This is a genomic window from Bradyrhizobium niftali (assembly GCF_004571025.1).
In the GTDB taxonomy this organism is placed as follows: domain Bacteria; phylum Pseudomonadota; class Alphaproteobacteria; order Rhizobiales; family Xanthobacteraceae; genus Bradyrhizobium; species Bradyrhizobium niftali.
Genome location: NZ_SPQT01000006.1, coordinates 239,753 through 264,733, shown reverse-complemented (window position 1 = coordinate 264,733; position 24,981 = coordinate 239,753). Strand labels below are relative to the sequence as shown.

Here is a 24,981-nt window from a genome sequence, read left to right as displayed (position 1 = left end):
TTCAGCTTGCCTTGTTAGCTCGCTTTGGCGAGATCGTCGTCCTGGGGTGAGTTCAGATAGACGCCGGACATGGTGTCGACCCAGCACAAATGGTCGTGCACCTTCTTCACGCCCTCGACGTTCTCCGCCGCGACGACCGCGGCTTGCCGTGCGCGTTCTTCGATAATGACGCCACTGAGGTGAACGATGCCGTCGCGGACGATGACGTTGAGTCCGAACGGGCACCAATCGTTCTTTTCCATGGTATCGATGATGCGGGTGCGAATGTGATCGTCATCGGCCGTCGGATCGGGCACGTCGCGGGCGAGCCCTGCGACGGCCTGCAACAGGTTGGCGCGGGACACGATCCCGACCACCATATCGCCGCGCACCACCGGCAGGCGCTTCACGTTGTTCCGTTCCATGAGATCGACGATCTCCGCGAGCGCGGTATCCTCGGTGATGGTCACGGGCGAGGCGGTCATCACCTCCGAGACCTTGCGGCCGTGCTCGTGGACGAAGTCGCTGGCCGATTTGCCCGGACCGAGGATGACCCGTAACCAACGCCCCCGCTTGCGCCCGGTGCCGATCTCGCTGCGACGGAGGAAATCTCCTTCCGAGACGACCCCGACCAGCTTGCCGGTCTCATCGACCACGGTAAGGCCGCTGACGTGCCGCTTCAGCATGATGTTTGCGGCCTCGACAATGCTGGTGTCGGGGCTGACCGAGATGACCGACCGGGTCATGATCTGATGGGCGCGCATGGAAGACTCCGCTGGCTCGTCGAATTTGGATGCGCAAAACCTAATTCGGCCGTCGGCGCGTGGTTTGACCCAGGTCAAGCGATCCGGGCCATTTCTCCCCTGAGTGAGCAATTGTGATCCGTGCCGGGATTTGATGCAGCTCAACGCGCATCGAAAGCGTCGCCATATCCTGCCGCCGACCTAGAACAGAAGCCCGCAGGATCATTCAGCCATGAGCGTCGTCAAGAGATTTCCACGGGCCGAAGAGCCGCCGGCGCAGGCTCTCTCCGCCAATCCGGCCGCCGAAGCCTCTACGACGATCCTCGAAACGACCCCTGAGAAGCCGGTCGTCGCCAATTCCCTGCCTGCATCGGAGCCATACCCCCTCGACCGCGCGTTTCATGCGATGCTGGCGCGGTTCACGGGCGGGATTTCGCCGGTGGCCTTGTCGCTCGCCTGGCTCGATTGGAGTGCGCATCTTGCCGCGGCGCCGGAGCGCCAGATGCAGATGTTCCGCAGCGGTCTTCGCGATACCGGCCGGTTCCTGCAAGCCGTCGCGCACGCGACGTCGCAAAAGCCGTGGTCCGTGATTGAGCCGCAGGGCCGCGATCGTCGCTTCAAGGACCCGCAATGGGAAGCCGCGCCGTTCAATCTGCTTGCGCAGGCGTTCCTGCTCACGGAGCGCTGGTGGCACGATGCCACGACCGGCGTGCGCGGCGTGTCGCATGCAAATGAAGCCGTCGTCGAGTTCTCGGTACGCCAGATGCTCGACATGCTGGCGCCGTCGAACTTCGCGGCCACCAATCCGCAGGTTCTGGAGAAAGCGTTCCAGAGCGGCGGCGAGAATTTTGTGTTCGGCTGGCAGAACTGGTGCAGCGATCTGATGCGCCTGCTCTCCATCTCGAAGCCGGCGGGTGACGAGCAGTTCGTCGTCGGCAGGACGGTGGCGGCTTCGCCCGGGAAGGTCGTTTACCGCAACGATCTGATCGAGCTGATCCAGTACCATCCGACGACCGCGCAGGTGCGACCCGAGCCGATCCTGATCGTGCCGGCCTGGATCATGAAGTATTACATTCTCGACCTGTCGCCGCAGAATTCCCTGGTCAGGTTTCTGACCGGTCAGGGCTTCACCGTGTTCGCGATCTCCTGGCGCAATCCGGATGCGAAGGACAGGGATGTTGCCTTCGACGACTATCGCAAGCTGGGTGTGATGGCCGCGCTGGATACGATCGGCCGGATCATACCCGATCGGAAGACCCATGCGCTCGGCTACTGTCTGGGCGGCACATTGCTGTCGATCGCCGCCGCCGCCATGGCGCGCGAGGGCGATCGCCGTCTCGGCACCATCACGCTCCTTGCCGCCCAGACCGACTTCACCGAGGCCGGCGAAATGACGCTCTTCATCAACGAGAGCCAGGTCGCCTTCCTCGAAGACATGATGTGGCAGCGCGGCTATCTCGACACGACACAGATGGCCGGTGCGTTCCAGCTGCTGCGCTCCAACGAGTTGATCTGGTCGCGGCTGTCGCGCGACTACCTGATGGGCGAGAGCTCGCAGCCGAGTGATCTGATGGCCTGGAACGCCGATGCCACGCGGCTGCCGTATCGCATGCACTCGGAGTATTTGCGCAAGCTGTTCCTCGACAACGATCTGGCCGAAGGCCGTTATCGCGTCGAAGGCAGGAGCGTCTCGCTCTCCGACATTCACGCGCCGATGTTCGTGGTGGGCACACTCGCCGACCACGTGGCGCCGTGGCGATCCGTCTACAAGATCCACTATCAGGCCGATGCGGACGTGACGTTCCTGTTGACCAGCGGCGGTCATAATGCCGGCGTCGTCGCGCCTCCCGACGAGCCCTGGCACAGCTATCAGGTCATGACCAAGGCTGCGGATGCGCCTTATGTCGGCCCGGACGAGTGGCTGAAGCTGGCGCCGCATGTTGAGGGATCGTGGTGGCCGGAATGGGCAAAATGGCTGGCGGCGCGCTCAGGCGCGCCCTGCGATCCACCGTCGATCGGTGTCGGGGGCGTTGACGGCCTGCCCGACGCGCCGGGAGACTACGTCCACACCTAATCCTTAGGCTCCGCGTTCGGCGCAAGGTCCGACGAGCGGAAGGGCTTGGCCTTGTCCAGTTTCCGGTAGGCCGTAGAGGCGGTCCGCAGCAGCTTCTTTTCCCGCTTGCGGTCGAGGAAGCGAATGCCGGCCTCGGGGCCGGCGCCGTTCAGCGACGCTGCCAGCGCTTGCCCGCGCGCATCGTCGTTCAATTGTCCGAGGGACCTTTGCGCCTTGCGCAATTGCTTGAGGATGGACTTCTGCTTCGTCAGGGTGTCGTCATCGAACAGGTCCGTGAGCGACTCGATCGAATAGGTCAGCCGCTTGTTGAGAAGCCGCAGCCTGTGTCGTTTCTCGACATCGAGCTTGCGCAGCTTGCGGGCCTTCCTGAGCAGCGTCTCTTCCCACTCGGTCAGCCGCGCCGTCGCGTGGTCGGCGAGCGAGCAGCGGCGCAGCCTGAAGGCTTCCTTGCTGCGCCGGGTCGACCAGGGCCCGCTCTCGATCCAGGCCGAGGTCTCCTCGACCAGGCGCCTGTAGCGGGCGGATTGCAGCGCCCGCGCGAGCAGGCGGTGGCTCTCGGCGCGTTTCTCGTCCCAGTGCTGGAGCTCGGCGATCACGGCGAGCTCGTCGCCACTCTCGGCGACGACCCGCTCGATCGCCACGTCGAGGTCCCGCACCATGCCGAGCTGGCCGTTCAGCCATTTCAGCTCGGCCCAGACGTGCGGCCGATGCGTGTCGTCCACCATCGGCGAGAAGAAGCGGATGGCGGTGCGCAGATGCGTCAGCGCGATACGGATCTGGTGCAGCGCGTCGGGATCGCCGCGGCAAGTGCCGTCGTGCTGGGCGAGGACGGCATCGAGGTGGCGGCGGGCGATGATCCGGAACGCCGTATCGCAGGCCATGCCGGGGCTAAGGCGGCCGGGCAGGGCATTGCGCCGCGCCGCCGGCTTGGCGCGCGCGGCCGCGGTCGAACTCGTGGTGGGTCGCGACATCCTTGCCCGCGTCAATCAGATTGCCTTATTTGCCTTGTGATCGCGTCCCGGCAACGCTGGAGTGTCTGCTCTTGTGTCCCGGATGCATCGATGGTCGCCCAACCGACATGGCCGATATTATAGTGCTCCTGCTGCGCAGCAACCTCTTGCGTGGCATCGGAGGCATCGCCATGGCGGTCGCCGATGCGCGCCTGACGGGTCGCGAGGTCGGCGGTGAGGAATAGTCCGCTCAGCGGCACGTTGCCCTGGCGGGCCATGGCGGCCAGTTGGTCCCGTTCGGACTCGCTTGCAAAGACGGCGTCGACGATTGCGGAATGGCCTTGCGCCAGCACCTGTCGGGCGCGTTGCACCAGCACCTCGTAGACGCGTGCGGCGACCTCGGGTCGGTACGTGGACGGCGGCAGGCGGTGGCTGTGTTCCACCCGAAACAGCTGCTTGCGAATGACGTCGCTGCGCAGCACGACGGCGCCCGGTTGCGGCGTGACGTCGGGCGCAAGCGTGCGGGCGAGGGCGGACTTGCCGGTGCCTGATAGTCCCCCAACCGCAATCAGGCGCGGGGCGGGCGGGTGGATCAGAGCCCGGGCGAGATCGAAGTAACGGCGTGCATCGTGAAGAATTCCTGTCCGGTCGGCATCGGGCCGCGTCAGCCGCGCCAGCGCCACCTGGGCACGGATTGCCGCGCGAATGGACATGAACAGCGGCAAGGCTGAAAGCGCATCGAGATTTTCGGGTGGCGTCGCGTCGAGATACCGGTTCAGGACGATATTGGCAGCAAACTGTTGATCGTGGTGCAGCAGGTCCATCAGCGTGAAAGCGAGGTCGTAGAGCACGTCGACAGTTGCGATTTGCGGATCGAACTCGATGGCGTCGAACAGCACTGGCCGGTCGTCGATCGACACGATATTCGCAAGATGCAGGTCGCCGTGGCAGCGGCGCACGAATCCCTGACGGCCGCGTTCTTCGAGCAGCGGTCGCAGGCGCAACAACATCGCGCGCGAGGCCTGGTCGACCTGCTCGATCTCTTCAGCTACGAGATGGTTGCCCTTCCGCAGGCCGTTGCTGTTTCCATCGACGAGGCCGGGGATGGAGGCAACCCATGCCTTGCCGTCGGCGCGAGGTGCTATCGCATGCGACGCCACGACGGCATCGGCGGCAGCCGAGGCCAGGTTTGCATCCAGCGGGCCAGCCTTCGCCAGATGATCCAGCGTCCGGCTTTCGTCGAAGCGGGACATGTCGACCGCATACTCGACCGGCCGGCCGCGGCCGTCGACCTTCAACGATCCGTCCGGCTCTTCGGTGATCGCCACGACGCGGTGATAGATCTGCGGCGCCAGCGGCCGGTTGATCCTGATCTCCTCCTCGCAGGCCACCTTGCGCTTCTCGAGCGTCGAATAGTCGAGGAACGGAAAACGGACGGCTCGCTTGATCTTCAGCGCGCGGCTGCCGTCGAGAAAGACCGACGCGGCGTGCGTATCGATCCGTGTCACGCCGGGATGCGCGCAAAGCGCTGTGAAGATCCGTTCCTGGGCAGCCGTTTCGTCTGTCATCGAAGCTGGTATTTCCGGGATGCGGTCAGGGCCTGAGCACGGCGGCGCCAAGAATCTGTCCATTCCGCAGCATGTCCAGAACTTCGTTGGCCTGATCGAGCGGGAATGCGGTCGTCTCGGTGCGCACGCCCGCCTGCGGAGCGATCCTGAGAAAATCGAGACCGTCCTGTCGGGTGAGATTGGCAACGGAGATCAGCTGTCGTTCCTGCCAGAGCAGGTCGTACGGAAAGCTCGGAATGTCGCTCATATGGATGCCGGCGCAGACCACGCGGCCACCCTTGCGAACGGCGCGCAGCGCGGCCGGCACGAGCTCGCCGGCGGGAGCGTAGATGATGGCGGCGTCGAGCGGTGTGTCGGGCACTTCGTCCGAGGCGCCGGCCCAGACGGCGCCGAGCCGGCGGGCGAGGTCCTGTGCGGCCACGTCGCCGCGCCGGGTAAACGCGTGGACCGATCGCCCCTGCCAGACCGCGACCTGCGCGATGATGTGGCCGGCGGCGCCGAAGCCGTAGATGCCGAGCCTCTCTGCCTGGCCGGCTAGGACCAGCGAACGCCAGCCGATCAGGCCCGCGCACAGCAGGGGGGCGATGGCCCCATCGTCGCCGGCTTCGCCGAGCGGAAAGGCGTAGCGCGCGTCGGCGACGGCGTGCGTTGCATAGCCGCCGTCGCGCGTATAGCCGGTGAAAAGCGGGCGGTCGCAGAGGTTCTCCATACCCTCCCGGCAAAACCGGCAGCTTCCGCAGGTGGACCCGAGCCAGGGAATGCCGACCCGGTCACCCCGCGCCTGCGTTGCGACATTCGAGCCGATGAGATCGATGCGGCCGACGATTTCATGGCCGGGTACGATGGGATAGCGGATGTCGGGCAGTTCGGCGTCGACGACGTGAAGATCCGTTCGGCAGACACCGCAGGCGCTGACTCGCACCCGGATCTGACCTTCGCCGGGGATTGGATCGGGGCGCTCCTCCATCCGCAGCCGTGCCCGCGGGGCAGCCAACACCATCGCACGCATCAGTCCCTCCGGGCGAACCGCTCCGATCGAACTATCCATAGAATGGCGCCGCGGGGCCAGTCCTTGACTTCCGTCAATGTCCGACCTTGCCCGTCTGGACGGTTCCCCCTGGCTTGACGAGGATCAATGGTCTTGACGGAAGCCGGTCTATGCTGGCGGCCAAGGAGAATCCCGATGCCCCTGAAAGACGTTTTTCTGCCGCTTGTCGGCCAGCCGCGCGGACCGGCTCTCGCTGCGATCGAGAAATGCGTGGCCGTCGCCGCCGACCTCGGCGCCAGGATCACCGCGCTTGCGCTCGAGGAAGATGCTTTCGTGCGACCGAAAGTGCTGCTTCCCGATGCTCCCGATGCTGCCGAGGCAAAGGGGGCCTCTGGAGCGGGCGATATGCAGCATCTTCTGAATGCCTTTACCGATGCGGCGTCTCGCGCCAACGTTCGGGCCCAAGGCCGGTCGGACAAGGTGCCGGCGGACCAGATTGCGTCGATCCTGGCTGAACATGCGCGTTTCAGCGATCTCACCCTGATCCCCGTGAAGCCGCATGACAGCCGAACGGAGCACATTATCGAGACGCTCCTGTTCGAATCCGGGCGACCGCTATTGCTGTGTCCGGAACAGCACGTGGACACGCTGCGACCGGAATTCGAGAACATCATGATCGCCTGGGATCACTCCGCGCGCGCGGCGCGGGCGGTCGGCGACGCGCTGCCGATCCTTCAGGCTGCGGCCTCGGTCCGCGTCGTGACCGTGGCCGACGACAAGACCGACGCGATCGTGCAATCCGGAACCGCCCTCGTCGATCATTTGAGGGAACACGGTGTCCGTGCCTCGTTCGAAACGACGACGGGCGGCGGCAGCTCGATCGGAAAGGTGCTCGGAAGTTGGGCAAATTCCAATGCCATCAATGCGATCGTGATGGGCGCCTATCATCATTCGCGCCTGAACGAGATCGTCTGGGGTGGTGTGACAAAGACCGTCATTGGCCAGCCACCGTGCTGGGTTATGATCTCGCACTAGGCTCGCCGCCAGCTTTCCGGCCGGATCTTTCAACCATCGGAACCGCCACCGACGGGGCGCATTTGCTTTCATGTCAACCTATCGCCTGAAGAATCTGCTGTCGCCGCGTTCGGTTGCGCTTGTCGGAGCGAGCGCCCGTCCGGTTTCCGTGGGGCGCGCCGTTCTGGAGAACATTCGCAAGGCTGAATTCAAGGGACAGTTCGGCCTCGTCAATCCGCGCCATGCCGAGATCGGCGGCGTTGCCTCAGTGGCCAGCCTCGACAGGCTGGAATTCGTGCCCGAGCTCGTGGTCATCACCGCGCCGGCCCGGGAGGTTCCCGGCATCATCGACCAGGCCGGGCGGCGCGGTTCGGCGGGCGCGCTGATCGTCTCGGCCGGACTCGGTCATGGACCGGGATCGCTGCACGAGGCCGCGATCGCCGCAGCCCGCAAATACGGCATGCGGCTGATCGGACCGAACTGCCTCGGCATCATGATGCCCGGCGTGAGCCTCAATGCCAGTTTTGCTGCGCACATGCCGGGAGCGGGAAATCTTGCGCTGATTTCGCAATCCGGCGCGATCGCCGCCGGCATGGTGGACTGGGCCGCGCAGCGCGGCGTCGGGTTCTCCGGCATCGTCTCGATCGGCGACCAGATCGACGTCGATATTGCCGACCTGCTCGACTATTTCGCGATGGATCACAAGACCCGTGCGATCCTGCTCTATATCGAAGCCATCAAGGACGCGCGTAAATTCATGTCGGCGGCACGCGCCGCGGCGCGCGTCAAGCCGGTCGTCGTGGTGAAGTCCGGCCGCATGGCGCAGGGTGCGAAGGCGGCCGCTACGCATACGGGCGCGCTCGCGGGCGCCGACGCCGTCTATGACGCGGCGTTCCGCCGCGCGGGCGTCCTGCGGGTCTCCGATCTGCGCGAGCTGTTCGACTGTGCCGAGACGCTCGGCCGCGTCGAGTCGCCGACCGGAAAGCGCCTCGCCATTCTGACCAATGGCGGCGGCATCGGTGTCCTCGCCGTCGATCGACTGGTCGAGCTTGGCGGAATCCCGGCGTCCATCTCGGCGGACGCCCGCAAGAAACTCGACGACGTGCTGCCGCCGACCTGGTCCGGCGCAAATCCCGTCGACATCGTGGGCGATGCCGATGCATCGCGCTACGCGGCGGCGCTCGAGGTGCTGCTCGCCGACCCCGACAATGACGCAGTTCTCGTCCTCAATGTGCAGACAGCGATCGCCTCGGCTTCCGACATCGCGACGACCGTGACGGAGCTCGTCGGCAAATATCGCGAGCAGCACCGCAGTTGGGCAAAGCCGGTGCTTGCCGCCTGGGTCGGGGCCGATCAGCCGATCATTCAGACGCTCTCTGGTGGGCGCATTCCGAACTATCCGACCGAGGACGATGCGGTGCGCGGTTTCATGCATCTGGTCCGGCATCGCGAAGTGGTCGAGGAGCTGAGCCAGGTTCCCCCCGCGATGCCCGACACGTTCGTGCCTGACGCCCGGGCCGCCAGGCAGATCGTGGCTGCAGCCATCGCCGATGACCGCAAATGGCTCGAGCCTGTCGAGATCAAGCGCTTGCTCGAAGCCTACGACATCGCGATGGTGCCGACCTATGCCGCAGCCGATGTCGAAGAAGCCGTGGCTTGCGCGAACGAGGTGTTCGCGCAAGGCGCCACCGTCGTGCTGAAGATCTTGTCGCGCGACATCGTGCACAAATCAGATGTCGGCGGCGTCGTGCTCAACCTGACGACGCCGGAGGCGGTGCGTGCGGCTGCCTCCGACATTCTCGCCCGAGCAAGGAAGCTGCGGCCCGAGGCCCGCATCGGCGGCGTGATCGTCCAGGCGATGGTGGTCAAGGCGAAGGCGCGCGAGCTGATCCTCGGTCTTGCCGACGATCCCACCTTCGGCACCGTCGTCGTCTTCGGCCGGGGCGGAACGGCGGTGGAGATCATCAATGACAGGGCGCTGGCGCTGCCGCCGCTCGATCTGCAACTCGCCCGCGACCTGATCGACCGCACGCGGGTCTCGCGGCTGCTGCGCGCCTACCGGGACGTGCCGGCCGTCAAGCAGGACGCCGTCGCGATGGTGCTGGTCAAGCTCGCCCAGATGGCGGCCGATATCCCTGAGATTCGCGAGTTCGACATCAACCCGCTGCTCGCGGACGAAACCGGCGTGACGGCAGTCGACGCCCGTGTCGCGGTGGGGCCGTCGCAGCGGAAATTCGCCGGCTCAGGCCCCGCCAATTTCGCCGTTCGCGCCTATCCGTCGCAGTGGGAGCGCCGCCTCAAGCTCAAGGACGATTGGCGCATCTTCGTGCGGCCGTTGCGCCCCGAGGACGAGCCGACCATCCACGCGTTCCTGCGCCATGTGACGCCTCACGACCTTCGCCTGCGCTTCTTCGCGCCGATGAAGGAGTTCACCCACGAATTCATCGCGCGCCTGACCCAGCTCGACTACGCGCGCGCGATGGCTTTCATCGCATTCGACGAGGCGACCGGCGAGATGGTCGGCGTCGTCCGGCTCCATTCGGACTCGATCTACGAGAGCGGCGAATACGCGATCCTGCTGCGGTCCGATCTCAAGGGCAGAGGGCTTGGATGGGCCCTGATGCAACTGATCATCGACTACGCGAGATCCGAAGGGCTGAAGGCCATATCGGGCGACGTGCTTCAGGAGAACACCGTGATGCTCGAAATGTGCCGGCAGCTCGGTTTCGAGGTCAAGCCTGATCCGACCGAGCCCGATATCTGCGACGTCCGGCTGAAGCTCTGAGCGTGCTGGTCAGGAGCGCGCTTCGGCCGACGTTGCAGCGGCAGGCTCCTTGGCCGTTTTCCGCAGGCTCTTGACGATGATCCCGATCAGCGGCACCAGCACCGGCACGATCGTGCTCAGCGGATGATGCACCGCGCCCGACACCTGGGCCTGGAGCGCGCGCGCCTCGAGCTGAAGGGCCTCGATGGATGCGCCGTGAATCTCATTGGCGAGGTCGATGTCGCGGCCGGACGGCGCACGGCCGGCGATGACGAAGAGAACCGCCGCGATGGCAAAATTGACGGCGCCGAGGATGGCCGCCGCCGCAATGGCGCTCCAGATCTGGACCAGTGCGAAATAGGCCGACAGCTCCAGCATCAACAGCCCGAACGCGGCGATCAGTGCCGCAAAGGCGCGCAGGCCGAGACCCACCAGCAGATGGCGCAGCCTGATGTCTGCGATGATCCTGTCGGTCCGCCACAGGACGCGCAGATGTCTGACGACGTTGTCGGTATTCACCTAGTGCCTCCTCAGCATAAAGCCGACGACCACGCCGAGTGCGAAGGCGGAGGCGAGCGATGTCATCGGGCGCTCCGCAATGAGGCCCTGAAGCTGCTCCTCGTCGCTGACGGTTTCGCCGAGCTCGGCCAGCACGGCCTTGATCTGATCGGCCAGAGCCTCGGCACGGTCCTTCGAACTCTCGAACATCTCCTCGCCCGCCGTGCTCAGCAGGCGGGTGACGTCCACCTTCAACGTCCGCAGTTCTTCGCTCATCCTGTCGCCATCGAACATGGATTTGATGTCTCCTTTGAATGGAGCGAACCTAAGACCCGCCGGCGTGATCGCGCTTGATTTGCCTCAAGGGGTGGCCAGGGGCCTGCCCTTGAGGCAGGTCAACGGGCCCGCCACATGCTGGCCTAGAAGTGGCGGCTGAATGGGGACCGATTGTCCCGATGAGGTGGAAGCGTGAACTCCGAACCGCTGTTGCTGGCAACGCCCTCTGGCGATGTGCTGAAATTGCGCCCGGAAGGGTCCTGGACCGCGGCGAATGTGACGACGCTCGAGACTCTCTCCCATTCGGTCGGAGCCGATGTCGACCGGTCGAGAGGTGTGACCCTGGACATGTCGGGCGTCAGCGCGCTGGATACGCTTGGCGCCTGGGTCCTGGAGAAGCTGTCGCGCAGAGCCGCATCGGCAGGCAGGTCGGCCGAATTCGTCGGTGTCGCCGATCATTTCAGCGGCCTGATGGACGAGGTGCGTGAGGTCAACCGCCACACGCCGGCGCCGACGGCCAAGCCCAATGCGGTTCTGCTCAGGCTCGGCGATCTCGGCAAGGCCACGGTCGGTGCGCGCGAAGACATCACGATCTTCCTGCAAATGCTCGGCGCATTGTTCATGGCCATGATCGGTGTGCTGCGCCGGCCGCGGTCGCTGCGGCTGACGTCACTGGTCTATCAGCTCTACCGCATCGGGTGGCAGGCAATCCCCATCGTCGCGCTGATCACCTTCCTGATCGGCGCCATCATCGCCCAGCAGGGATTCTTCCATTTCCGCCGTTTCGGCGCGGAGTCCTACACCGTCGATATGGTCGGCATCCTCGTGCTGCGCGAGCTCGGAGTTCTGATCGTCGCAATCATGGTGGCCGGCCGGTCGGGTAGCGCCTACACCGCCGAGCTCGGTTCGATGAAGATGCGCGAGGAGATCGATGCGCTGTCGACCATGGGGCTCGATCCCGTCGACGTCCTGATCCTGCCGCGCGTTGCGGCTCTGGTCATCGCGCTGCCGATCCTCGCCTTCATCGGATCGGTTGCCGCGCTCTATGGCGGCGGCCTGGTCGCGCAGTTCTATGGCGACATGGGGCCGGCGATCTACATCGCACGGCTGCACGAGGCCATTTCCGTGACCCATTTCGAGGTGGGAATCCTGAAGGCGCCGTTCATGGCGCTGGTGATCGGGATCGTCGCCTGCAGCGAGGGCTTGCGCGTCAAGGGCAGCGCCGAGTCGCTGGGACGGCAGACGACGACGTCGGTGGTGAAGTCGATCTTCCTGGTGATCGTGCTCGACGGCCTGTTCGCGATCTTCTTTGCCTCGATCGGGATGTGACGATGGACGAATCGCAGGAACAGTTCGCGATCCGCGTCCGTGACCTCGTGGTCGGATTTGGCCGCCAGACGGTGCTCGACCATCTCTCGCTCGACGTCCGCAAGGGCGAGATCCTCGGGCTGGTGGGGGCGTCCGGCGGCGGCAAGTCGGTCTTGATGCGGACCATCATTGGCCTCATCCCGCGCCGAAGCGGCGCCATCGAGGTCATGGGGCACGAGATCGGCGGCACGCAGAACCGCGGCACGCAGGGCGCGGCTGCGACATGGGGCATCCTGTTCCAGCAGGGCGCGCTGTTCTCCTCGCTGACGGTCCGCCAGAACGTCCAGTTTCCGCTGCGCGAAAATCTCGTCCTGTCGCAGGAGCTGATGGACGAGATCGCGATCGCCAAGCTCGAAATGGTCGGGCTGCGGGCGCAGGACGCCGACAAATATCCGGCGGAGCTGTCTGGCGGCATGACCAAGCGCGTGGCGCTGGCGCGCGCGCTCGCGCTCGATCCGCCGATTCTGTTCCTGGACGAGCCGACCTCCGGCCTCGATCCGATCGCCGCCGGCGATTTCGACGCGCTAATCGGGACGCTGCAAAAGACCCTGGGGCTGACCGTGTTCATGGTCACCCATGACCTCGCGAGCCTCACGACGGTCTGCGACCGCGTCGCCGCGCTCGCCGACGGCAAGATCGTTGCGATTGGCCCGATGCGCGACCTGCTGCAATCCGAGCATCCCTGGGTGCGCGCCTATTTCCACGGCAAGCGCTCGCAGATGCTGCAACACGAGATGAGATGAGACATGGAAACCCGCGCTCCCTACGTGCTGATCGGCACCTTCGTGCTGGCCGCGATCCTCGCGGTGTTCAGCTTCGTCTATTGGCTGAACAACACCGGCGGCATCGGGCCACGCGCGAACTACCATGTGCAATTCCAGGGACCGGTACCGGGGCTCCTGGTCGGCGCCGGCGTGCTGTTCAACGGCATCCGCGTCGGCGAGGTGACCCAGCTCGGACTCGCGCCGGACAATCCACGCTTCGTCAGTGCGACGATCTCCGTTGCTTCGGCCACGCCGGTGCGGACCGACACCAAGGTCGGGCTCGATTTCCAGGGGCTGACCGGCGTGCCGGTGGTGACGCTGGAGGGCGGCATGATCGTCGCCAAGTCCGGCGAGCCCCTGAGCTTGATCGCCGAGGTCGGCGCCGGCCAGAGCATGACGCAGGCGGCGCGCGATGCGCTGCGACGGGTGGATTCGGTGCTGGAGGACAATTCCGGCCCGCTGAAGGACACCATCGCGAATTTCAAGACGTTCTCGGACGGGCTCGCGCGCAACACCGGCAAGCTCGACGGCATCCTGGCGGGTCTCGAGAAGATGACCGGCGGCGGCGCGCCCGCGCAGAAGGTCACCTATGACCTGCGCACGCCGCAGAATCTCGGACCGGCCGGCAAGACGCTTTCTGCGTCGCTGGCCATTCCCGAGCCGACCGCGGTCGCGATGCTCCAGACCCAGCGCATGCTGTTTGCGCCTAGCGGGGATAATCCAGGCTTTGCCGATTTCCTCTGGGCCGACAGCATTCCAAAGCTGGTGCAGGCCCGGCTGATCGACAGTTTCGAGAATTACGACATCGCCCATGCGCCGTTGCGCACGAGCGATCTCGGGCAGGCGGACTACCAGCTGCTGATCGACATCAGGCGCTTCCGGATTGCCACGGACGGCGAGACAAGGGTCGAGATCGGTCTGTCGGCGCGGATCGTCGACAAGAACGGCAAGGTGGTCGCGTCGCGCCTCGTCGAGACCAGCGAGAAGCTCGACAAGGTCGAACCGGCCGCTGCGGTCGCAGCGTTCGACGCGGCCTTCGCCCGCATCGCGAAGGAGCTGATCGGCTGGAGCGTGCAGGCGGTGTGAGGCCGGCTATTCCAGCGTCTTCAGGTAGGACAGCAGGTCGTGGATCTGGTCCGGACTGAGCTCGAAGGCGGGCATATCGGCGTGGCCCGTGTAGATGCCTTCGGCCAGCGCCTCGCCAAGGGTGGCGATCGGATAATTCCGGTGCAGCGTGCGCAGCGGCGGGGCGACCTTGAGCGGGCTCTCGGAGACGCGGTCGATCGCGTGGCAGCGCGCGCAATTGGCCCGGGCAAAGGCCTTTCCGCGTTGTTCGGCGGTCGGCGCCGCCAGCGCAGGCGTGATCAGAAAGAGGCCAATCAGGCCCTGGCGGAGCGCGTGCTGAAACATGGAAGGGGGATCCCGTCGAACTCTCGGCGCAGAATAGAGAGAGGAGGCCCGCCAGGATTGATCTGGGTCAATCGCGTTTGTGACGGCGCAGTAAAATGCAAATGCGCGTGGCGGACTCGGCCGAGGGGCGGAGCTGGATCGACGCTAGGAGCGGTGGATGAAGCCTTCCGTGGTCACTATTGAGCCGAACGGGCATTTCTGTAGCGATTGTGCCGTCCGCACATCGGCGGTTTGTTCGTCGCTGAATGCAGCCGAACTCAGGGAATTCGAGCATCTCGGACGCCGTGTCCATTTTTCCTCGGGCGAGACTGTGTTCTCCGAGGAGGACATCACGACCTCGTTCTGCAACGTTCTCGAAGGCGTCATGCGGCTGTACAAGCTGCTCCCTGACGGCCGGCGGCAAATCGTCGGCTTCGCCTTGCCCGGCGATTTCCTGGGGATGAATTTGTCCGGCCGCCACAATTTTTCCGCCGATGCAATCGGCGCGGTGACCGTGTGCCAGTTCGCGAAGGCACCCTTCGGGCGTTTTATCGAGGAGCGGCCGCAACTGCTCAGGCGGATCAACGAGCTGGCCATTCGCGAGTTGAGCCAGGCACGCGACCATATGGTGTTGCTCGGCCGTCGCTCGGCGGACGAGAAGGTTGCGGCTTTTCTGCTTGGCTGGCGCGAGCGGCTACTCGCGCTCAAGGGGGCGTCCGACACGGTTCCACTTCCGATGAGCCGCCAGGACATCGCCGATTATCTCGGCCTGACCATCGAGACCGTCAGTCGCACCTTCACCAAGCTGGAACGCCACGGAGTGATCGCCATCATTCATGGCGGTATCAGCCTGCTCGACCCGGCGCGCGTCGAGGCCTTGGCCGCGGCCTGACAGGCTTTCCACAATGCTCTCGGATTTTTGATCCCGATCAATGACGCCGGGCACCTACCGCAAATAATGCCCCTCAAACGACCCCGGGGGAGCATGATGCCTATTGACGCGTTGCTGATGACCATTGTCGTCGTGGCGATCTTCGTCACTTTCGCCGCAGCTCTGGCGTGGGCGGACCGACAAACCAGCGCGGGCCGGCTCGACCCCGATTCCAGGCGTTGAGCTCCCGATCATAAATCTCGTCCGAAGCGGCTAACCGCCGACGCTCGCCCGGCCGGCCCTTGGCCGTTCGGCAGCGTCTTAACGCAATCGTGGCGTGCGGTGCCTGCAACTCTAAATCCATCGAGACGCATTGGCGCATCCTTCGGATGCCGACCTGGAGCCGGGCGGCAGCATTTTCGCCGCATTTGCCTCAAACCACGCACATGCTTTCCGGTTGAAATGCCGGGCAACACTGACTACGCAGGAACTCCAGTGCCTCGCAGTCTTAGGAGCCCAGCGGCGTGCCTCAGGACAAGACCGGCGACCCCCGACAAGCGGCGGGCAACAAATTATCGGTCCTGCGCAAGCACCCGATCTTCGCGGATCTGGAGCCGGACGCGCTCGATCAGCTCTGCCGCTACGCCAAGCACACCACCGTGAAGCGCGGTGCGACGATCGCCGCCAAGGGTGATCCCGGCAACAATTTGTTCGCGGTGATCGCGGGGACGGTAAAGATATCCTCTTCCTCGCCCGACGGGCGGAACGCTATTCTCAATCTCATCGGCCCCGGAGAAATCTTTGGCGAGATCGCGGTTCTCGACGGCGCGCCGCGTTCGGCGGACGCGACCGCCAACACCAATTGTGAGCTGTACATCATCGACCGTCGGGACTTCCTTCCCTTCGTGAAGAGCCAGCCCGCGCTGGCGATGAAGTTCATCGAGCTGCTCTGCGCGCGCCTGCGCTGGACCAGCCAGCAGGTCGAGCAGGTCATCCTCCAGAATCTGCCGGGCCGTCTCGCAAGCGCGTTGCTCGGTCTCACCGAGGAGCGCAAGTTCGACTCCGGCAGCGGCACGCTCGCCATCACGCAGCAGGAGATCAGCGAGATGGTGGGGATGACGCGCGAGAGCATCAACAAGCAATTGCGCGCCTGGGCCGGACGCAACTGGGTCCGCCTCGAGCATGGCGCCATCGTCGTGCTCGATATCGATGCGCTGCGCGAACTCGCCGAAAGTGGCCTCGGCGGCGAGTGATTGCGTTCGCTTAACCGTCGATGATGGCGACCGCGCGGGTCCAGCCCGCGGAGGCGCGTTCGATCTTCACCGGGAAGCATGAGACCGTGAACCCGGCCGGCGGCAATTGATCGAGATTGTGCAGCTTCTCGAGATGGCAATAAGCCGATGTGCCGTCCCGCCTTGTGACCTTCCCAGATCAGACCCGCATCACTTGTCTCGGCATATTTCTTCGCGGTGTAGACGAATGGCGCGTCCCAGCTCCAGCCATCGGCGCCGGTCAGCCGCACGCCGCGCTCGAGCAGATACATGGTGGCCTCGTGACCCATGCCGCAACCGGAATTGACGTAGTCGGCCTGGCCGAATTTGGCGCCCGCGCTGGTGTTGACGACGACGTTCTCCAGCGGCGACAGCGTGTGGCCGATGCGCTTGAGCTCCTTTTCGACGTCGTCGGCGGTCACGACGTAACCATCCGGCAGGTGTCGGAAGTCGAGCTTCACGCCGGGTTGAAAGCACCATTCCAGCGGCACCTCGTCGATCGTCCATGACCGTTCGCCGCGGTTCATGGTCGGGTGGAAGTGCCAGGGTGCATCGAGATGCGTCCCATTGTGGGTCGACAGCGAGACCTGTTCGACGGCCCAGCCTGGCCGTCCGGCAGGTCCTGCCCCCTGAGGCCGTCGAAGAACTGCAGCATGCGCGGCAGGCCCTGCTGGTGATCGATGTACTGGATCGTCGGGTGATTGCCCGGCGGGTCGGACGTCACGTCGTTTTTGAGCGGCACCGAGATATCGATCAGCGTCCGCGGCATGGGCATTCCCTCGAGATGATCCGGTGCTGTTTCGGAGCATTTGGTCGGGGCTGCACCGGTGGCGTCAAGTCACGCGCCGGAGAGCCGCCTCACGCCGGAGGACGGTCCTATTATTCCGGAAATCGGAAGTGTCTGCCGATTACCACCCCGAGGCAGCGCGTGATCGATCAATGCAAGTCCTGCATCGATCGATGCCGGATTTGGCTTGGACTCAGAATGCCGCCCGCCCTAGGGACGATGTTGGCGACATCGCGCCGACGCTGCGCGTTCACCGGGAAGGGCGACCGTCTCGTCCGAACCTCCAAGCCGCAATCAATAGCGGTCGAGCACAAACCGAGAGGAACATCCATGGACACGACGAGCATCGTTCGCTCGCATCCGGCATCGGCCGATGGCGAGGCGCGATGGCAGGGAGCACTTGCCGCGCAGGCCCCCGCCCGGGGGAGCGCGATGAAGGCGGCATCTTCCGCGCCAGCGATCATGAAGCAGCCGAATCCGCTCGACTCCGCCGCGCAATCCTACCAAGGTGGTGCGTTTGTAACGCTTGACTTTACACCTGAAGTGGAGCGACCCAAGGCGGCGCGCAGCATTTGCCCGACAACGACATAATCAACTCAGGAGGAAGCCCAGATGAAGACACTCACCGGTATCATCGCAGCCGCTGTGCTGGCGGTCTCAGCGCCCTTGGCGACCGCACGCGATTTCCGCTCCGCCGACATCCATCCCGCCGATTATCCGACCGTCGAGGCCGTCAAGTTCATGGGCAAGCAGCTCGCGACGGCGAGCGGCGGCAAGCTCGGCGTGAAGGTGTTTCCCAACGGTGCCCTGGGCTCCGAGAAGGACACCATCGAGCAGCTCAAGATCGGCGCACTCGACATGATGCGAATCAACGCATCGCCGTTGAACAACTTCGTGCCCGAGACCATCGCGTTGTGCCTGCCCTTCGTCTTCCGGGACACGCAGCACATGCGCACGGTCCTTGACGGGCCGATCGGCGATGAGATCCTGGCAGCGATGGAGCCGGCGGGCCTGGTCGGCCTTGCCTATTACGACAGCGGCGCCCGCTCCATTTACACCGTCAAGGCCCCGGTCAAGTCGCTCGCGGACCTCAAGGGTCTGAAGATCCGCGTCCAGCAATCCGACCTGTGGGTCGGCATGATCCAGAGCCTCGGGGCCAACCCGACGCCGATGCCGTATGGCGAGGTCTATACCGCGCTCAAGACCGGTCTGGTGGACGCTGCCGAGAACAACTGGCCCTCCTACGAATCCTCGCGTCACTTCGAGGCCGCCAAGTTCTACAACGTCACCGAGCACTCGCTGGCGCCCGAAGTTCTCGTGATGTCGAAGAAGGTCTGGGACACGCTGAGCAAGGAGGATCAGGCGATGATCCGCAAGGCGGCCAAGGAATCGGTGCCCGTCATGCGCAAGCTCTGGGACGAGCGCGAGCAGGCGTCCCGCAAGACCGTCGAGGCTGCCGGCGTCCAGGTCGTCACGATCGCCAACAAGGCGGAATTCGTCGACGCGATGAAGCCGGTTTACGCCAAGTTCGCCGGTGACGAGAAGCTGCAGAGCCTCGTCAAGCGTATCCAGGACACGAAGTAAGGCCATAGCGTCGGGTCCGGCGTCGCCGCGAGGTGACACCGGACCCACGCAAGGAGAGGCGGGAATGACAGACCCACACGTCGCAAGCCACGAGCAGGACATAGCCGGACGCCCGTCCACCGGCCTGCTGTCGCGGATCAATGCCCCCGTTGCGCGCGCGGGCATGTATCTGTCCGTGACCGGCCTGCTGGTCATCGTCACCATCGTGTTCTACCAGGTGTTCGGACGTTACGTGCTCAATTCCAGCCCGACCTGGACGGAGAACCTTGCGCTGGTCCTGATACTGTACGTCACGCTGATCGGCGCCGCCGTCGGCGTGCGCGATGCCGGACACATCGGCATGGACAGTCTGCTGGTCATGCTTCCGGATAATGTGCGCGAGAAGATCGAGCTCGTGATCCACGTTCTGGTCGCCGTGTTCGGCATTGCGATGGCCTACAATGGCTGGATCCTCGGAGCGTCGGTCGGCACCGTGAAGATTCCCAATCTCGGCCTGCCCGAGGTCATCCGCTACGTGCCGCTGATCGCCTCCGGCGTCCTGATCGTCTCCTTTTCAATCGAGCACATCATTGCTCTCCTGCGCGGCGAAGAGGTCGTCCCCTCATGGAATTGATCATTCTCGGCGCCTCCTTCTTCGGCTTCCTGATCCTCGGCGTCCCCGTCGCCTTCGCGATCGGCCTGTCGGCGATCTGCACCATCCTCTACGAAGGCCTGCCGGTCGCCGTCATCTTCCAGCAGATGATGTCGGGGATGAACATCTTCTCGTTCCTCGCCATTCCGTTCTTCGTCTTCAGCGGTGAGCTGATGCTGCATGGCGGCGTCGCCGACAAGATCGTGCAGCTCGCCAAGAATCTCGTCGGACACATCCGCGGCGGGCTCGGCATGTCGAACGTGGTCGCCTGCACGCTGTTCGGCGGCGTCTCCGGTTCGCCCGTGGCCGACGTGTCGGCGATGGGCGCGGTGATGATCCCGATGATGAAAAAGGAAGGTTTCGACACCGACTACGCCGTCAACGTCACCACCCACGCCTCGCTGGTCGGAGCCTTGATGCCGACCAGCCACAACATGATCATCTATGCGCTGGCCGCCGGAGGCAAGGTGTCGATCGGCGCGCTGATCGCCGCCGGCCTGCTGCCGGCGCTCGTGCTGATGGTGTGCATGCTGGTCGCCGCTTACGCGGTCGCGGTGAAGCGCGGCTATCCGGCCGGCAAGTTTCCGGGCTGGACCGAGGTCTTCCGCTCGTTCGCGGCCGCGCTGCCTGGTCTTCTGATCGTCGGTATCATCCTGGCGGGCATCCTGTCCGGCGTTTTCACCGCAACTGAATCCGCGGCCGTCGCAGTCACCTACACGATCGTGCTGACGTTCTTCATCTACCGCACCATGACCTTGCCGAACTTCCTGCGGGCTGCCGCCAAGGCGGTGAAGACGACGGGCGTGGTGCTGCTGCTGATCGGCGTCTCCACCATGTTCCAGTATCTGATGGGACTCTACGAGGTGGCCGATTTCGCCGGCGACCTGATGAGCAAGGTGTCCTCGCAACCCTGGGTCATATTCCTGCTCATCAACGTCATCCTGTTCGTGCTCGGCACCTTCATGGACATGGCGGCGACCATCCTGATCTGCACCCCGATCTTCCTGCCGATCGCGATGAAGGCGGGCATGGATCCCGTGCAGTTCGGCATGCTCATGCTGATCAACTGCGCGCTGGGGCTGAACACCCCGCCGGTCGGAACGACGCAGTTCGTGGGCTGCGCCATCGGCGGCATCTCGGTGGGCGCGGTGATGCGCACCATCCTGCCGTTCTATGCCGCGCTGATCGCAGCATTGATGTTCGTCACTTACGTCCCCGCCTTCTCGCTGTGGCTGCCGCGTCTGCTGATGGGATACAAGGGATAGCTGCCGTGCGCGCGCCGGCACTTGGCCGGCGCAGCGGGCTTGCGTAGCTTGCGTCACAGCAAGAGGGAGAATCTGTCCGTGACCGACTATCGCAAGCTCTTCGATCTCACCGGCAAGACGGCCGTGGTGCTCGGCGCCGCCTCGGGCATCGGCAAATCGTCGGCCGAGGCGCTGGCCGGGCTCGGTGCTCGAATCGTCTGTGCCGATCGTGCGATTGATGCAGCGGAAGCGACCGCCGCCGGCATTCGCGACAAGGGCGGCTGGGCCGAGGCGGCCGCGTGTGACGCCGCGAGTGCTGCGGACGTCCACGCGCTGGCCAAAACCGTGATGCAGAAGTTCCCGCGGCTCGACATCGCCGTGACGACGCCCGGGCTCAACATCCGCAAGACGATCCTCGACTACACCGAGGAGGATCTCGACCGCGTCCTTAACCTCAACGTCAAGGGCACGGTCTGGTTCTTCCAGGCTTTCGGCCGCATCATGGTCGAGCAGAAGGGCGGCAGCATCATCGCGTGCTCTTCGGTGCGCGCGGTGACCATCGAACCGGGCCTTGGCGTCTATGGCTCGACCAAGGCGGCGATCGGCCTGCTGGTGAAGGGCTTTGCCTCCGAGGTCGGTCATGCCGGCGTGCGCGTCAACGCGATTGCGCCGAGCATCGCCGAGACCGCGCTCACCGGCCCGTTCAAGCAGCGTCCCGACATCTACAATCTCTATGCCGGCCACACCGTGTTCAACCGCTGGAGCAGCGCCGACGAGGTCGCAACGGCGGTGGCCTATCTCGCTTCCGACGCCGCGAGCTATGTCAGCGGCAGCACGCTGTTCGTCGATGGCGGCTGGACGGCGGTCGACGGTCCGCCGACCGGGCTCACCCAATTGCACAAATAGGACGACAGTCGGCGCCTAGCCGGCAAATCCCGCGCGCTGGCGCAGCTCCCGTCGGTCTGCGCCGGTCAGCAAAGCGATCAGCGCGGCGGCTTCTTTCGGATGTGCGGCCCGCGTGGTCACACCGGCCGTGTACATTGTCACCAGCTCGCAGCCCGGCGGCAGCGATCCCGACAACGCAATGCCGTCGGTCGCGATGATCTCGGTCGCCTGGGTGCAGCCGATCGGCCGCGTCGCGGCGGACGTGGCAAGCTCCCGCATCGCGGTCGCGCCGTTCGGGAATATCTTGAGACGCGATGCGAGCTCGTAGGCGATTCCGAGCTGATCCAGGACCTTTGCGACGTGCTGGCCCGCGGTCGAAGCCCTGGTGTCCGGAACATAGATGGCGTCTGCGGCACGCAGGACCTCGCGCAGATCACCTTCAGTCTTCACGGCCACCTTGGGATCGCGGTTACGGACCGCAAGCGCGGTTTCAACTCTGCCGACATCTGCGATCGAGGAGGAGACGACGAGCTTCTCCTCCGCGAGCCTTGCGAGGAGCGACTGCGTCAGGATCACGAGATCGGCCGGCGTATTCGCACGCAGCTTGTCGGCCATGATGCCGACGGCGCCGAACTCGCCGTCGATGCCGAACCCGGTCTGCGCCTTGTAGGCCTCGGCAACGCCGCGCACCAGGCCTTGCGCCGCGCCGCCGCTCAAGATGTTCACTGTCGTCACGATGCAAGCTCCATGGCTGCGATGATCTTGTCGCGTGTGATCGGCAGGTCGCGCACGCGCACGCCCAGGCAATCGTGGACCGCGTTCGCGATCGCCGCCGCTATCGGGCCGTGCGCGGCCTCGCCGGCGCCGACCGGCTCGCTCTCCGGCCGCTGGATGATCTCGACATCCACCGCCGGCACCTCGCTGAACGTCAGGATCGGATAGTCCGTCCAGGAGGTGGAGGCAATGCGTGTCCGGTCGAAGCGGACGCGCTCCTTCAGCACCCAGCTCGTCGCCTGGATCGCGCCGCCCTCGATCTGGTTGATGACGCCGTCAGGGTTGATGGCCTCGCCGACATCGACCGCGAGCGTCAGCCGCCTCACGCGGATGTCGTCGGAGCCTTCGATCTCCGCAATCGCAGCGCAATAGGCGCCCGTGTTCTTGTAGCGCGCAAAGCCGACGCCGTAGCCGATACCGGTCCGCTTCTCCGGCTTCCACTGCGCGCGCTGGGCCGCGGCGCGGATGACGTCCTTTGCACGCTCGTCGCGCAGATGGCGCAGGCGAAACGCGACCGGATCCTCGTTGCGCAAAACGGCGATCTCGTCGAGCAGGGATTCGATGGCGAACACGTTGCCTTGCGCGCCCAGCGTCCGCAGCGCCGAGGTGCGCACCGGCATGGTCAGCAGGCGGTGGCTGATGATCGTCCAGGCCGGAAAATCGTAGAGCGGAACCGAATTGCGGTCACCGCCGCCGCCATTGGCCGCCGGTGGATTGGTCGAGATCATGCGCGGGTAGGGATTTGCGATCTCGGTTGCCGCCAGCAGCGCCGGCTGTGCCGCGCGCCCCGGCCGCGCCGCATGGCCGTTGCTCCAGATCGCATGGCGCCAGCCGACGATCTCGTTGTCTGCATCGAGATCGGCCGCGATCTCGATGGCCATGGCCGCGCCGAATGGCGCGTGGGACATCTCGTCGTGGCGCGACCACTGCACCCGGACTGGCCGGCCGCCGGCCGCTTTCGCCAGCAGCACGGCATCGAGCGCGACGTCGTCGGCTGCATTGTGCCCGTAGCAGCCGGCGCCCTCCATATGCTCGACGACGATGTTTTCCGCCGGCAACCTGAGCACGATCGCGAGATCGGCGCGCAGCAGATAGACGCCCTGGCTGTGGGTCCAGACCTGGACACGATCGCCCTCCCACCGCGCCATCGCACAGGACGGTGCGATCGAGGCGTGCGCGATGTAGGGGCGGGTGTATTGCCGGCGCAGAGTGCGCGCGGCCTTCGTCGTCGACGCCGCTGTTCTTGTGTCGATAACGGTCGTCTCGACCGGTTGGCTCTTCAGAAAGCCGGCCAGATCATCTTCGTCAGGCAGCGGCTCGCCCTCCGACCACGTTGCACCCTTGCGCAGGGTCTTCAACGCAGCTTCCGCAGCCATCTCGCTGTCAGCGACCACGCCGGCAAATCCGCCGTCACGGGCGATCGCAACGAATACGGGAAGGGCGCGCGCCATTGCTTCGTCGAGCGCGATCAACCTTGCGCCTGAGACGTTCGGCCGCAGCACGCGTCCGTGCAGCAGGCCGGGTAGCGCATAGTCATGGATGAAGCGCGGCCGCGCGAATACCTTGTCGGGAATATCAACGCGTTGCACTGAATGTCCGGCGACGGCGCGCGTGGCGGCGGTCTTTGCTGTTACGCCCGCCGTGGCGTCGTGATCGAGCGAGACGTCACCAGCGAGCTCCCAATAGCTGGTCCTGACATTGCCAGGGCCCGAGATCACGCCGTCATCGACATCGAGCAGCGACGCATCGACCCCGAGACGTTCCGACGCCGCGACGAGGAAACGCTGGCGCACCTCGGCACATGCGTGGCGCAGCGCGCGGCCGGATTGCTGGATCGAAAGGCTGCCGGAGGTGACGCCTTCGTTCGGGCTCGCAGCCGTCGAGGCACGGATCATTTCGATGCGGCCGATCTCGACGTCGAGCTCGTCCGCGGCGATCTGGGCCAGCGCCGTGACGATGCCCTGGCCGATCTCGACCTTGCCGGGCGAGATCGCGACACGGCTGTCGCCGGTGAACCGCACCCAGGACGACAGTCTTGGATTGGCCAAGAGGCTGACCGGCAGGCTTGGGGCAGGGAGCGTCATGTGGCGGCCATCTCCGAGGCCGCGCGCAGCACGGCGCGGACCATGCGGTTATGCGATCCGCAACGGCACAGGTTGCGGTCGAGAGCCGTTCTGACCTCGGCCTCCGTCGGCGATGGATTGCGCTTCAGCAGCGCCGCCGCGCTGATCAGGATTCCCGCAACGCAATAGCCGCATTGCATCGCCTGTTCGGAGATGAAGGCGCGCTGCAGCGGATGCGGTTGCTCGGCCGTGCCGAGCCCTTCGATCGTGACGACGTCCTTGCCTGCGACCGACCACATCGGCATGTCGCAGGAGGCCATCGCGCGATCGCCGATCATGACATGACAGGCTCCGCACTCACCGGCGCCGCAGCCGAAATGCGGACCGGTGACGCCGAGCCGGCCGCGCAGCACCTCGAGCAGCGTCTGATCCGGATCCGCATCCACAGCCATGGCCGCGCCGTTGAGCTGGAATTGAATGGTCGGCATGGTCGTTC

General features: G+C 65.1%; 23 protein-coding genes and 1 pseudogene. 13 read left to right on the top strand and 11 right to left on the bottom strand.

Features of this window, described 5'->3' with window-relative positions:
- Positions 1-14 precede the first annotated feature (14 nt).
- A complete protein-coding gene (locus E4K65_RS14805) occupies positions 15-743 on the bottom strand; it encodes a CBS domain-containing protein (protein WP_135174792.1) in 729 nt (242 codons plus the stop codon).
- Positions 744-954: 211 nt separating this feature from the next.
- Here E4K65_RS14805 and E4K65_RS14800 point away from each other — a divergent pair, with 211 nt between their 5' ends.
- Entirely contained in the window at positions 955-2,796 is a 1,842-nt protein-coding gene (locus tag E4K65_RS14800) for a PHA/PHB synthase family protein (protein ID WP_135174791.1), read from the top strand.
- Here E4K65_RS14800 and E4K65_RS14795 read toward each other — a convergent pair.
- Genes E4K65_RS14795 through E4K65_RS14785 form a run of 3 tightly spaced genes read right to left on the bottom strand, consistent with a single transcriptional unit; the run spans position 2,793 to position 6,323 of the window.
- Positions 2,793-3,767, bottom strand: coding sequence for a CHAD domain-containing protein (locus E4K65_RS14795; RefSeq protein WP_135174790.1), 975 nt, complete (start codon positions 3,765-3,767; stop codon positions 2,793-2,795). The genes E4K65_RS14800 and E4K65_RS14795 overlap by 4 nt on opposite strands.
- 11 nt (positions 3,768-3,778) lie before the next feature.
- Positions 3,779-5,314 (bottom strand): bifunctional aminoglycoside phosphotransferase/ATP-binding protein, encoded by a 1,536-nt coding sequence (locus E4K65_RS14790; RefSeq protein ID WP_135174789.1) that lies wholly within the window; start codon positions 5,312-5,314, stop codon positions 3,779-3,781.
- 25 nt (positions 5,315-5,339) lie between these two features.
- Entirely contained in the window at positions 5,340-6,323 is a 984-nt protein-coding gene (locus tag E4K65_RS14785; RefSeq protein ID WP_135174788.1) for a zinc-dependent alcohol dehydrogenase family protein, read from the bottom strand.
- 174 nt (positions 6,324-6,497) lie between these two features.
- Here E4K65_RS14785 and E4K65_RS14780 point away from each other — a divergent pair, with 174 nt between their 5' ends.
- Together E4K65_RS14780 and E4K65_RS14775 are read left to right on the top strand one after the other, a co-directional pair.
- Positions 6,498-7,337 carry a universal stress protein gene (locus E4K65_RS14780; protein WP_135174787.1) on the top strand — a complete coding sequence of 280 codons (840 nt, stop codon included), beginning with the start codon at positions 6,498-6,500 and terminating at the stop codon, positions 7,335-7,337.
- Positions 7,338-7,407: 70 nt separating this feature from the next.
- Positions 7,408-10,101, top strand: a complete 2,694-nt coding sequence (locus E4K65_RS14775; protein ID WP_135174786.1) for a bifunctional acetate--CoA ligase family protein/GNAT family N-acetyltransferase — start codon at positions 7,408-7,410, stop codon at positions 10,099-10,101.
- Positions 10,102-10,110: 9 nt separating this feature from the next.
- On the opposite strand, the gene E4K65_RS14770 is transcribed toward E4K65_RS14775, so the two are convergent.
- A complete protein-coding gene (locus E4K65_RS14770) occupies positions 10,111-10,599 on the bottom strand; it encodes a phage holin family protein (RefSeq protein WP_135174785.1) in 489 nt (162 codons plus the stop codon).
- The gene (locus E4K65_RS14765; RefSeq protein ID WP_135174784.1) at positions 10,600-10,872 is read right to left on the bottom strand and encodes a hypothetical protein; all 273 of its coding nucleotides are present in this window, start codon (positions 10,870-10,872) and stop codon (positions 10,600-10,602) included.
- Positions 10,873-11,046: 174 nt separating this feature from the next.
- Here E4K65_RS14765 and E4K65_RS14760 point away from each other — a divergent pair, with 174 nt between their 5' ends.
- From E4K65_RS14760 to E4K65_RS14750, 3 genes are read left to right on the top strand one after another with little or no spacing between them, the layout of a single operon-like run.
- Positions 11,047-12,183, top strand: coding sequence for an ABC transporter permease (locus tag E4K65_RS14760; protein WP_135174783.1), 1,137 nt, complete (start codon positions 11,047-11,049; stop codon positions 12,181-12,183).
- A gap of 2 nt (positions 12,184-12,185) precedes the next feature.
- Positions 12,186-12,965, top strand: a complete 780-nt coding sequence (locus E4K65_RS14755; protein WP_167770816.1) for an ABC transporter ATP-binding protein — start codon at positions 12,186-12,188, stop codon at positions 12,963-12,965.
- A 3-nt stretch (positions 12,966-12,968) separates the two neighbouring features.
- Positions 12,969-14,072 (top strand): ABC-type transport auxiliary lipoprotein family protein, encoded by a 1,104-nt coding sequence (locus E4K65_RS14750; RefSeq protein WP_135174781.1) that lies wholly within the window; start codon positions 12,969-12,971, stop codon positions 14,070-14,072.
- 6 nt (positions 14,073-14,078) lie between these two features.
- On the opposite strand, the gene E4K65_RS14745 is transcribed toward E4K65_RS14750, so the two are convergent.
- Complete coding sequence (locus E4K65_RS14745) at positions 14,079-14,396, bottom strand: c-type cytochrome (RefSeq protein ID WP_027545943.1); 318 nt, start codon at positions 14,394-14,396, stop codon at positions 14,079-14,081.
- 157 nt (positions 14,397-14,553) lie between these two features.
- On the opposite strand from E4K65_RS14745, the gene E4K65_RS14740 reads away from it, so the two are divergent.
- Positions 14,554-15,267: a helix-turn-helix domain-containing protein gene (locus E4K65_RS14740; protein ID WP_135174780.1), complete on the top strand. Its 714-nt coding sequence runs from the start codon at positions 14,554-14,556 to the stop codon at positions 15,265-15,267.
- A gap of 503 nt (positions 15,268-15,770) precedes the next feature.
- Positions 15,771-16,499 (top strand): Crp/Fnr family transcriptional regulator, encoded by a 729-nt coding sequence (locus E4K65_RS14735; RefSeq protein ID WP_027545945.1) that lies wholly within the window; start codon positions 15,771-15,773, stop codon positions 16,497-16,499.
- 10 nt (positions 16,500-16,509) lie between these two features.
- Here the strand turns inward: E4K65_RS14735 and E4K65_RS14730 are convergent.
- Positions 16,510-17,286 (bottom strand): annotated as a pseudogene (locus E4K65_RS14730) (cyclase family protein).
- Positions 17,287-17,634: 348 nt separating this feature from the next.
- On the opposite strand from E4K65_RS14730, the gene E4K65_RS14725 reads away from it, so the two are divergent.
- From E4K65_RS14725 to E4K65_RS14705, 5 genes are all read left to right on the top strand, one after another.
- Positions 17,635-17,895 carry a hypothetical protein gene (locus E4K65_RS14725; protein WP_049823635.1) on the top strand — a complete coding sequence of 87 codons (261 nt, stop codon included), beginning with the start codon at positions 17,635-17,637 and terminating at the stop codon, positions 17,893-17,895.
- A 21-nt stretch (positions 17,896-17,916) separates the two neighbouring features.
- Positions 17,917-18,888: a TRAP transporter substrate-binding protein gene (locus E4K65_RS14720; RefSeq protein ID WP_135174779.1), complete on the top strand. Its 972-nt coding sequence runs from the start codon at positions 17,917-17,919 to the stop codon at positions 18,886-18,888.
- Between the two features lie 64 nt (positions 18,889-18,952).
- The gene (locus E4K65_RS14715; RefSeq protein ID WP_135174778.1) at positions 18,953-19,501 is read left to right on the top strand and encodes a TRAP transporter small permease; all 549 of its coding nucleotides are present in this window, start codon (positions 18,953-18,955) and stop codon (positions 19,499-19,501) included.
- The gene (locus E4K65_RS14710; protein WP_027545950.1) at positions 19,492-20,784 is read left to right on the top strand and encodes a TRAP transporter large permease; all 1,293 of its coding nucleotides are present in this window, start codon (positions 19,492-19,494) and stop codon (positions 20,782-20,784) included. The genes E4K65_RS14715 and E4K65_RS14710 overlap by 10 nt, the downstream gene beginning before the upstream one ends.
- Before the next feature lie 78 nt (positions 20,785-20,862).
- Positions 20,863-21,669, top strand: coding sequence for an SDR family NAD(P)-dependent oxidoreductase (locus tag E4K65_RS14705; RefSeq protein ID WP_135174777.1), 807 nt, complete (start codon positions 20,863-20,865; stop codon positions 21,667-21,669).
- 15 nt (positions 21,670-21,684) lie between these two features.
- On the opposite strand, the gene E4K65_RS14700 is transcribed toward E4K65_RS14705, so the two are convergent.
- From E4K65_RS14700 to E4K65_RS14690, 3 genes are read right to left on the bottom strand one after another with little or no spacing between them, the layout of a single operon-like run.
- Complete coding sequence (locus E4K65_RS14700) at positions 21,685-22,383, bottom strand: molybdate ABC transporter substrate-binding protein (RefSeq protein WP_135174776.1); 699 nt, start codon at positions 22,381-22,383, stop codon at positions 21,685-21,687.
- Complete coding sequence (locus E4K65_RS14695) at positions 22,380-24,506, bottom strand: xanthine dehydrogenase family protein molybdopterin-binding subunit (RefSeq protein WP_135174775.1); 2,127 nt, start codon at positions 24,504-24,506, stop codon at positions 22,380-22,382. Before E4K65_RS14695 ends, E4K65_RS14700 begins: the two co-directional genes overlap by 4 nt.
- Positions 24,503-24,973, bottom strand: coding sequence for a (2Fe-2S)-binding protein (locus tag E4K65_RS14690; RefSeq protein ID WP_135174774.1), 471 nt, complete (start codon positions 24,971-24,973; stop codon positions 24,503-24,505). Before E4K65_RS14690 ends, E4K65_RS14695 begins: the two co-directional genes overlap by 4 nt.
- Positions 24,974-24,981 lie beyond the last annotated feature (8 nt).

Coding starts and splice junctions, on each gene's coding strand:
- E4K65_RS14805 (WP_135174792.1), bottom strand. CDS start 743: ATGCGCGCCCATCAGATCATGACCCGGTCGGTCATCTCGGTCAGCCCC.
- E4K65_RS14800 (WP_135174791.1), top strand. CDS start 955: ATGAGCGTCGTCAAGAGATTTCCACGGGCCGAAGAGCCGCCGGCGCAG.
- E4K65_RS14795 (WP_135174790.1), bottom strand. CDS start 3,767: ATGTCGCGACCCACCACGAGTTCGACCGCGGCCGCGCGCGCCAAGCCG.
- E4K65_RS14790 (WP_135174789.1), bottom strand. CDS start 5,314: ATGACAGACGAAACGGCTGCCCAGGAACGGATCTTCACAGCGCTTTGC.
- E4K65_RS14785 (WP_135174788.1), bottom strand. CDS start 6,323: ATGCGTGCGATGGTGTTGGCTGCCCCGCGGGCACGGCTGCGGATGGAG.
- E4K65_RS14780 (WP_135174787.1), top strand. CDS start 6,498: ATGCCCCTGAAAGACGTTTTTCTGCCGCTTGTCGGCCAGCCGCGCGGA.
- E4K65_RS14775 (WP_135174786.1), top strand. CDS start 7,408: ATGTCAACCTATCGCCTGAAGAATCTGCTGTCGCCGCGTTCGGTTGCG.
- E4K65_RS14765 (WP_135174784.1), bottom strand. CDS start 10,872: ATGTTCGATGGCGACAGGATGAGCGAAGAACTGCGGACGTTGAAGGTG.
- E4K65_RS14755 (WP_167770816.1), top strand. CDS start 12,186: ATGGACGAATCGCAGGAACAGTTCGCGATCCGCGTCCGTGACCTCGTG.
- E4K65_RS14750 (WP_135174781.1), top strand. CDS start 12,969: ATGGAAACCCGCGCTCCCTACGTGCTGATCGGCACCTTCGTGCTGGCC.
- E4K65_RS14745 (WP_027545943.1), bottom strand. CDS start 14,396: ATGTTTCAGCACGCGCTCCGCCAGGGCCTGATTGGCCTCTTTCTGATC.
- E4K65_RS14740 (WP_135174780.1), top strand. CDS start 14,554: ATGAAGCCTTCCGTGGTCACTATTGAGCCGAACGGGCATTTCTGTAGC.
- E4K65_RS14725 (WP_049823635.1), top strand. CDS start 17,635: ATGGACACGACGAGCATCGTTCGCTCGCATCCGGCATCGGCCGATGGC.
- E4K65_RS14720 (WP_135174779.1), top strand. CDS start 17,917: ATGAAGACACTCACCGGTATCATCGCAGCCGCTGTGCTGGCGGTCTCA.
- E4K65_RS14715 (WP_135174778.1), top strand. CDS start 18,953: ATGACAGACCCACACGTCGCAAGCCACGAGCAGGACATAGCCGGACGC.
- E4K65_RS14710 (WP_027545950.1), top strand. CDS start 19,492: ATGGAATTGATCATTCTCGGCGCCTCCTTCTTCGGCTTCCTGATCCTC.
- E4K65_RS14695 (WP_135174775.1), bottom strand. CDS start 24,506: ATGACGCTCCCTGCCCCAAGCCTGCCGGTCAGCCTCTTGGCCAATCCA.
- E4K65_RS14690 (WP_135174774.1), bottom strand. CDS start 24,973: ATGCCGACCATTCAATTCCAGCTCAACGGCGCGGCCATGGCTGTGGAT.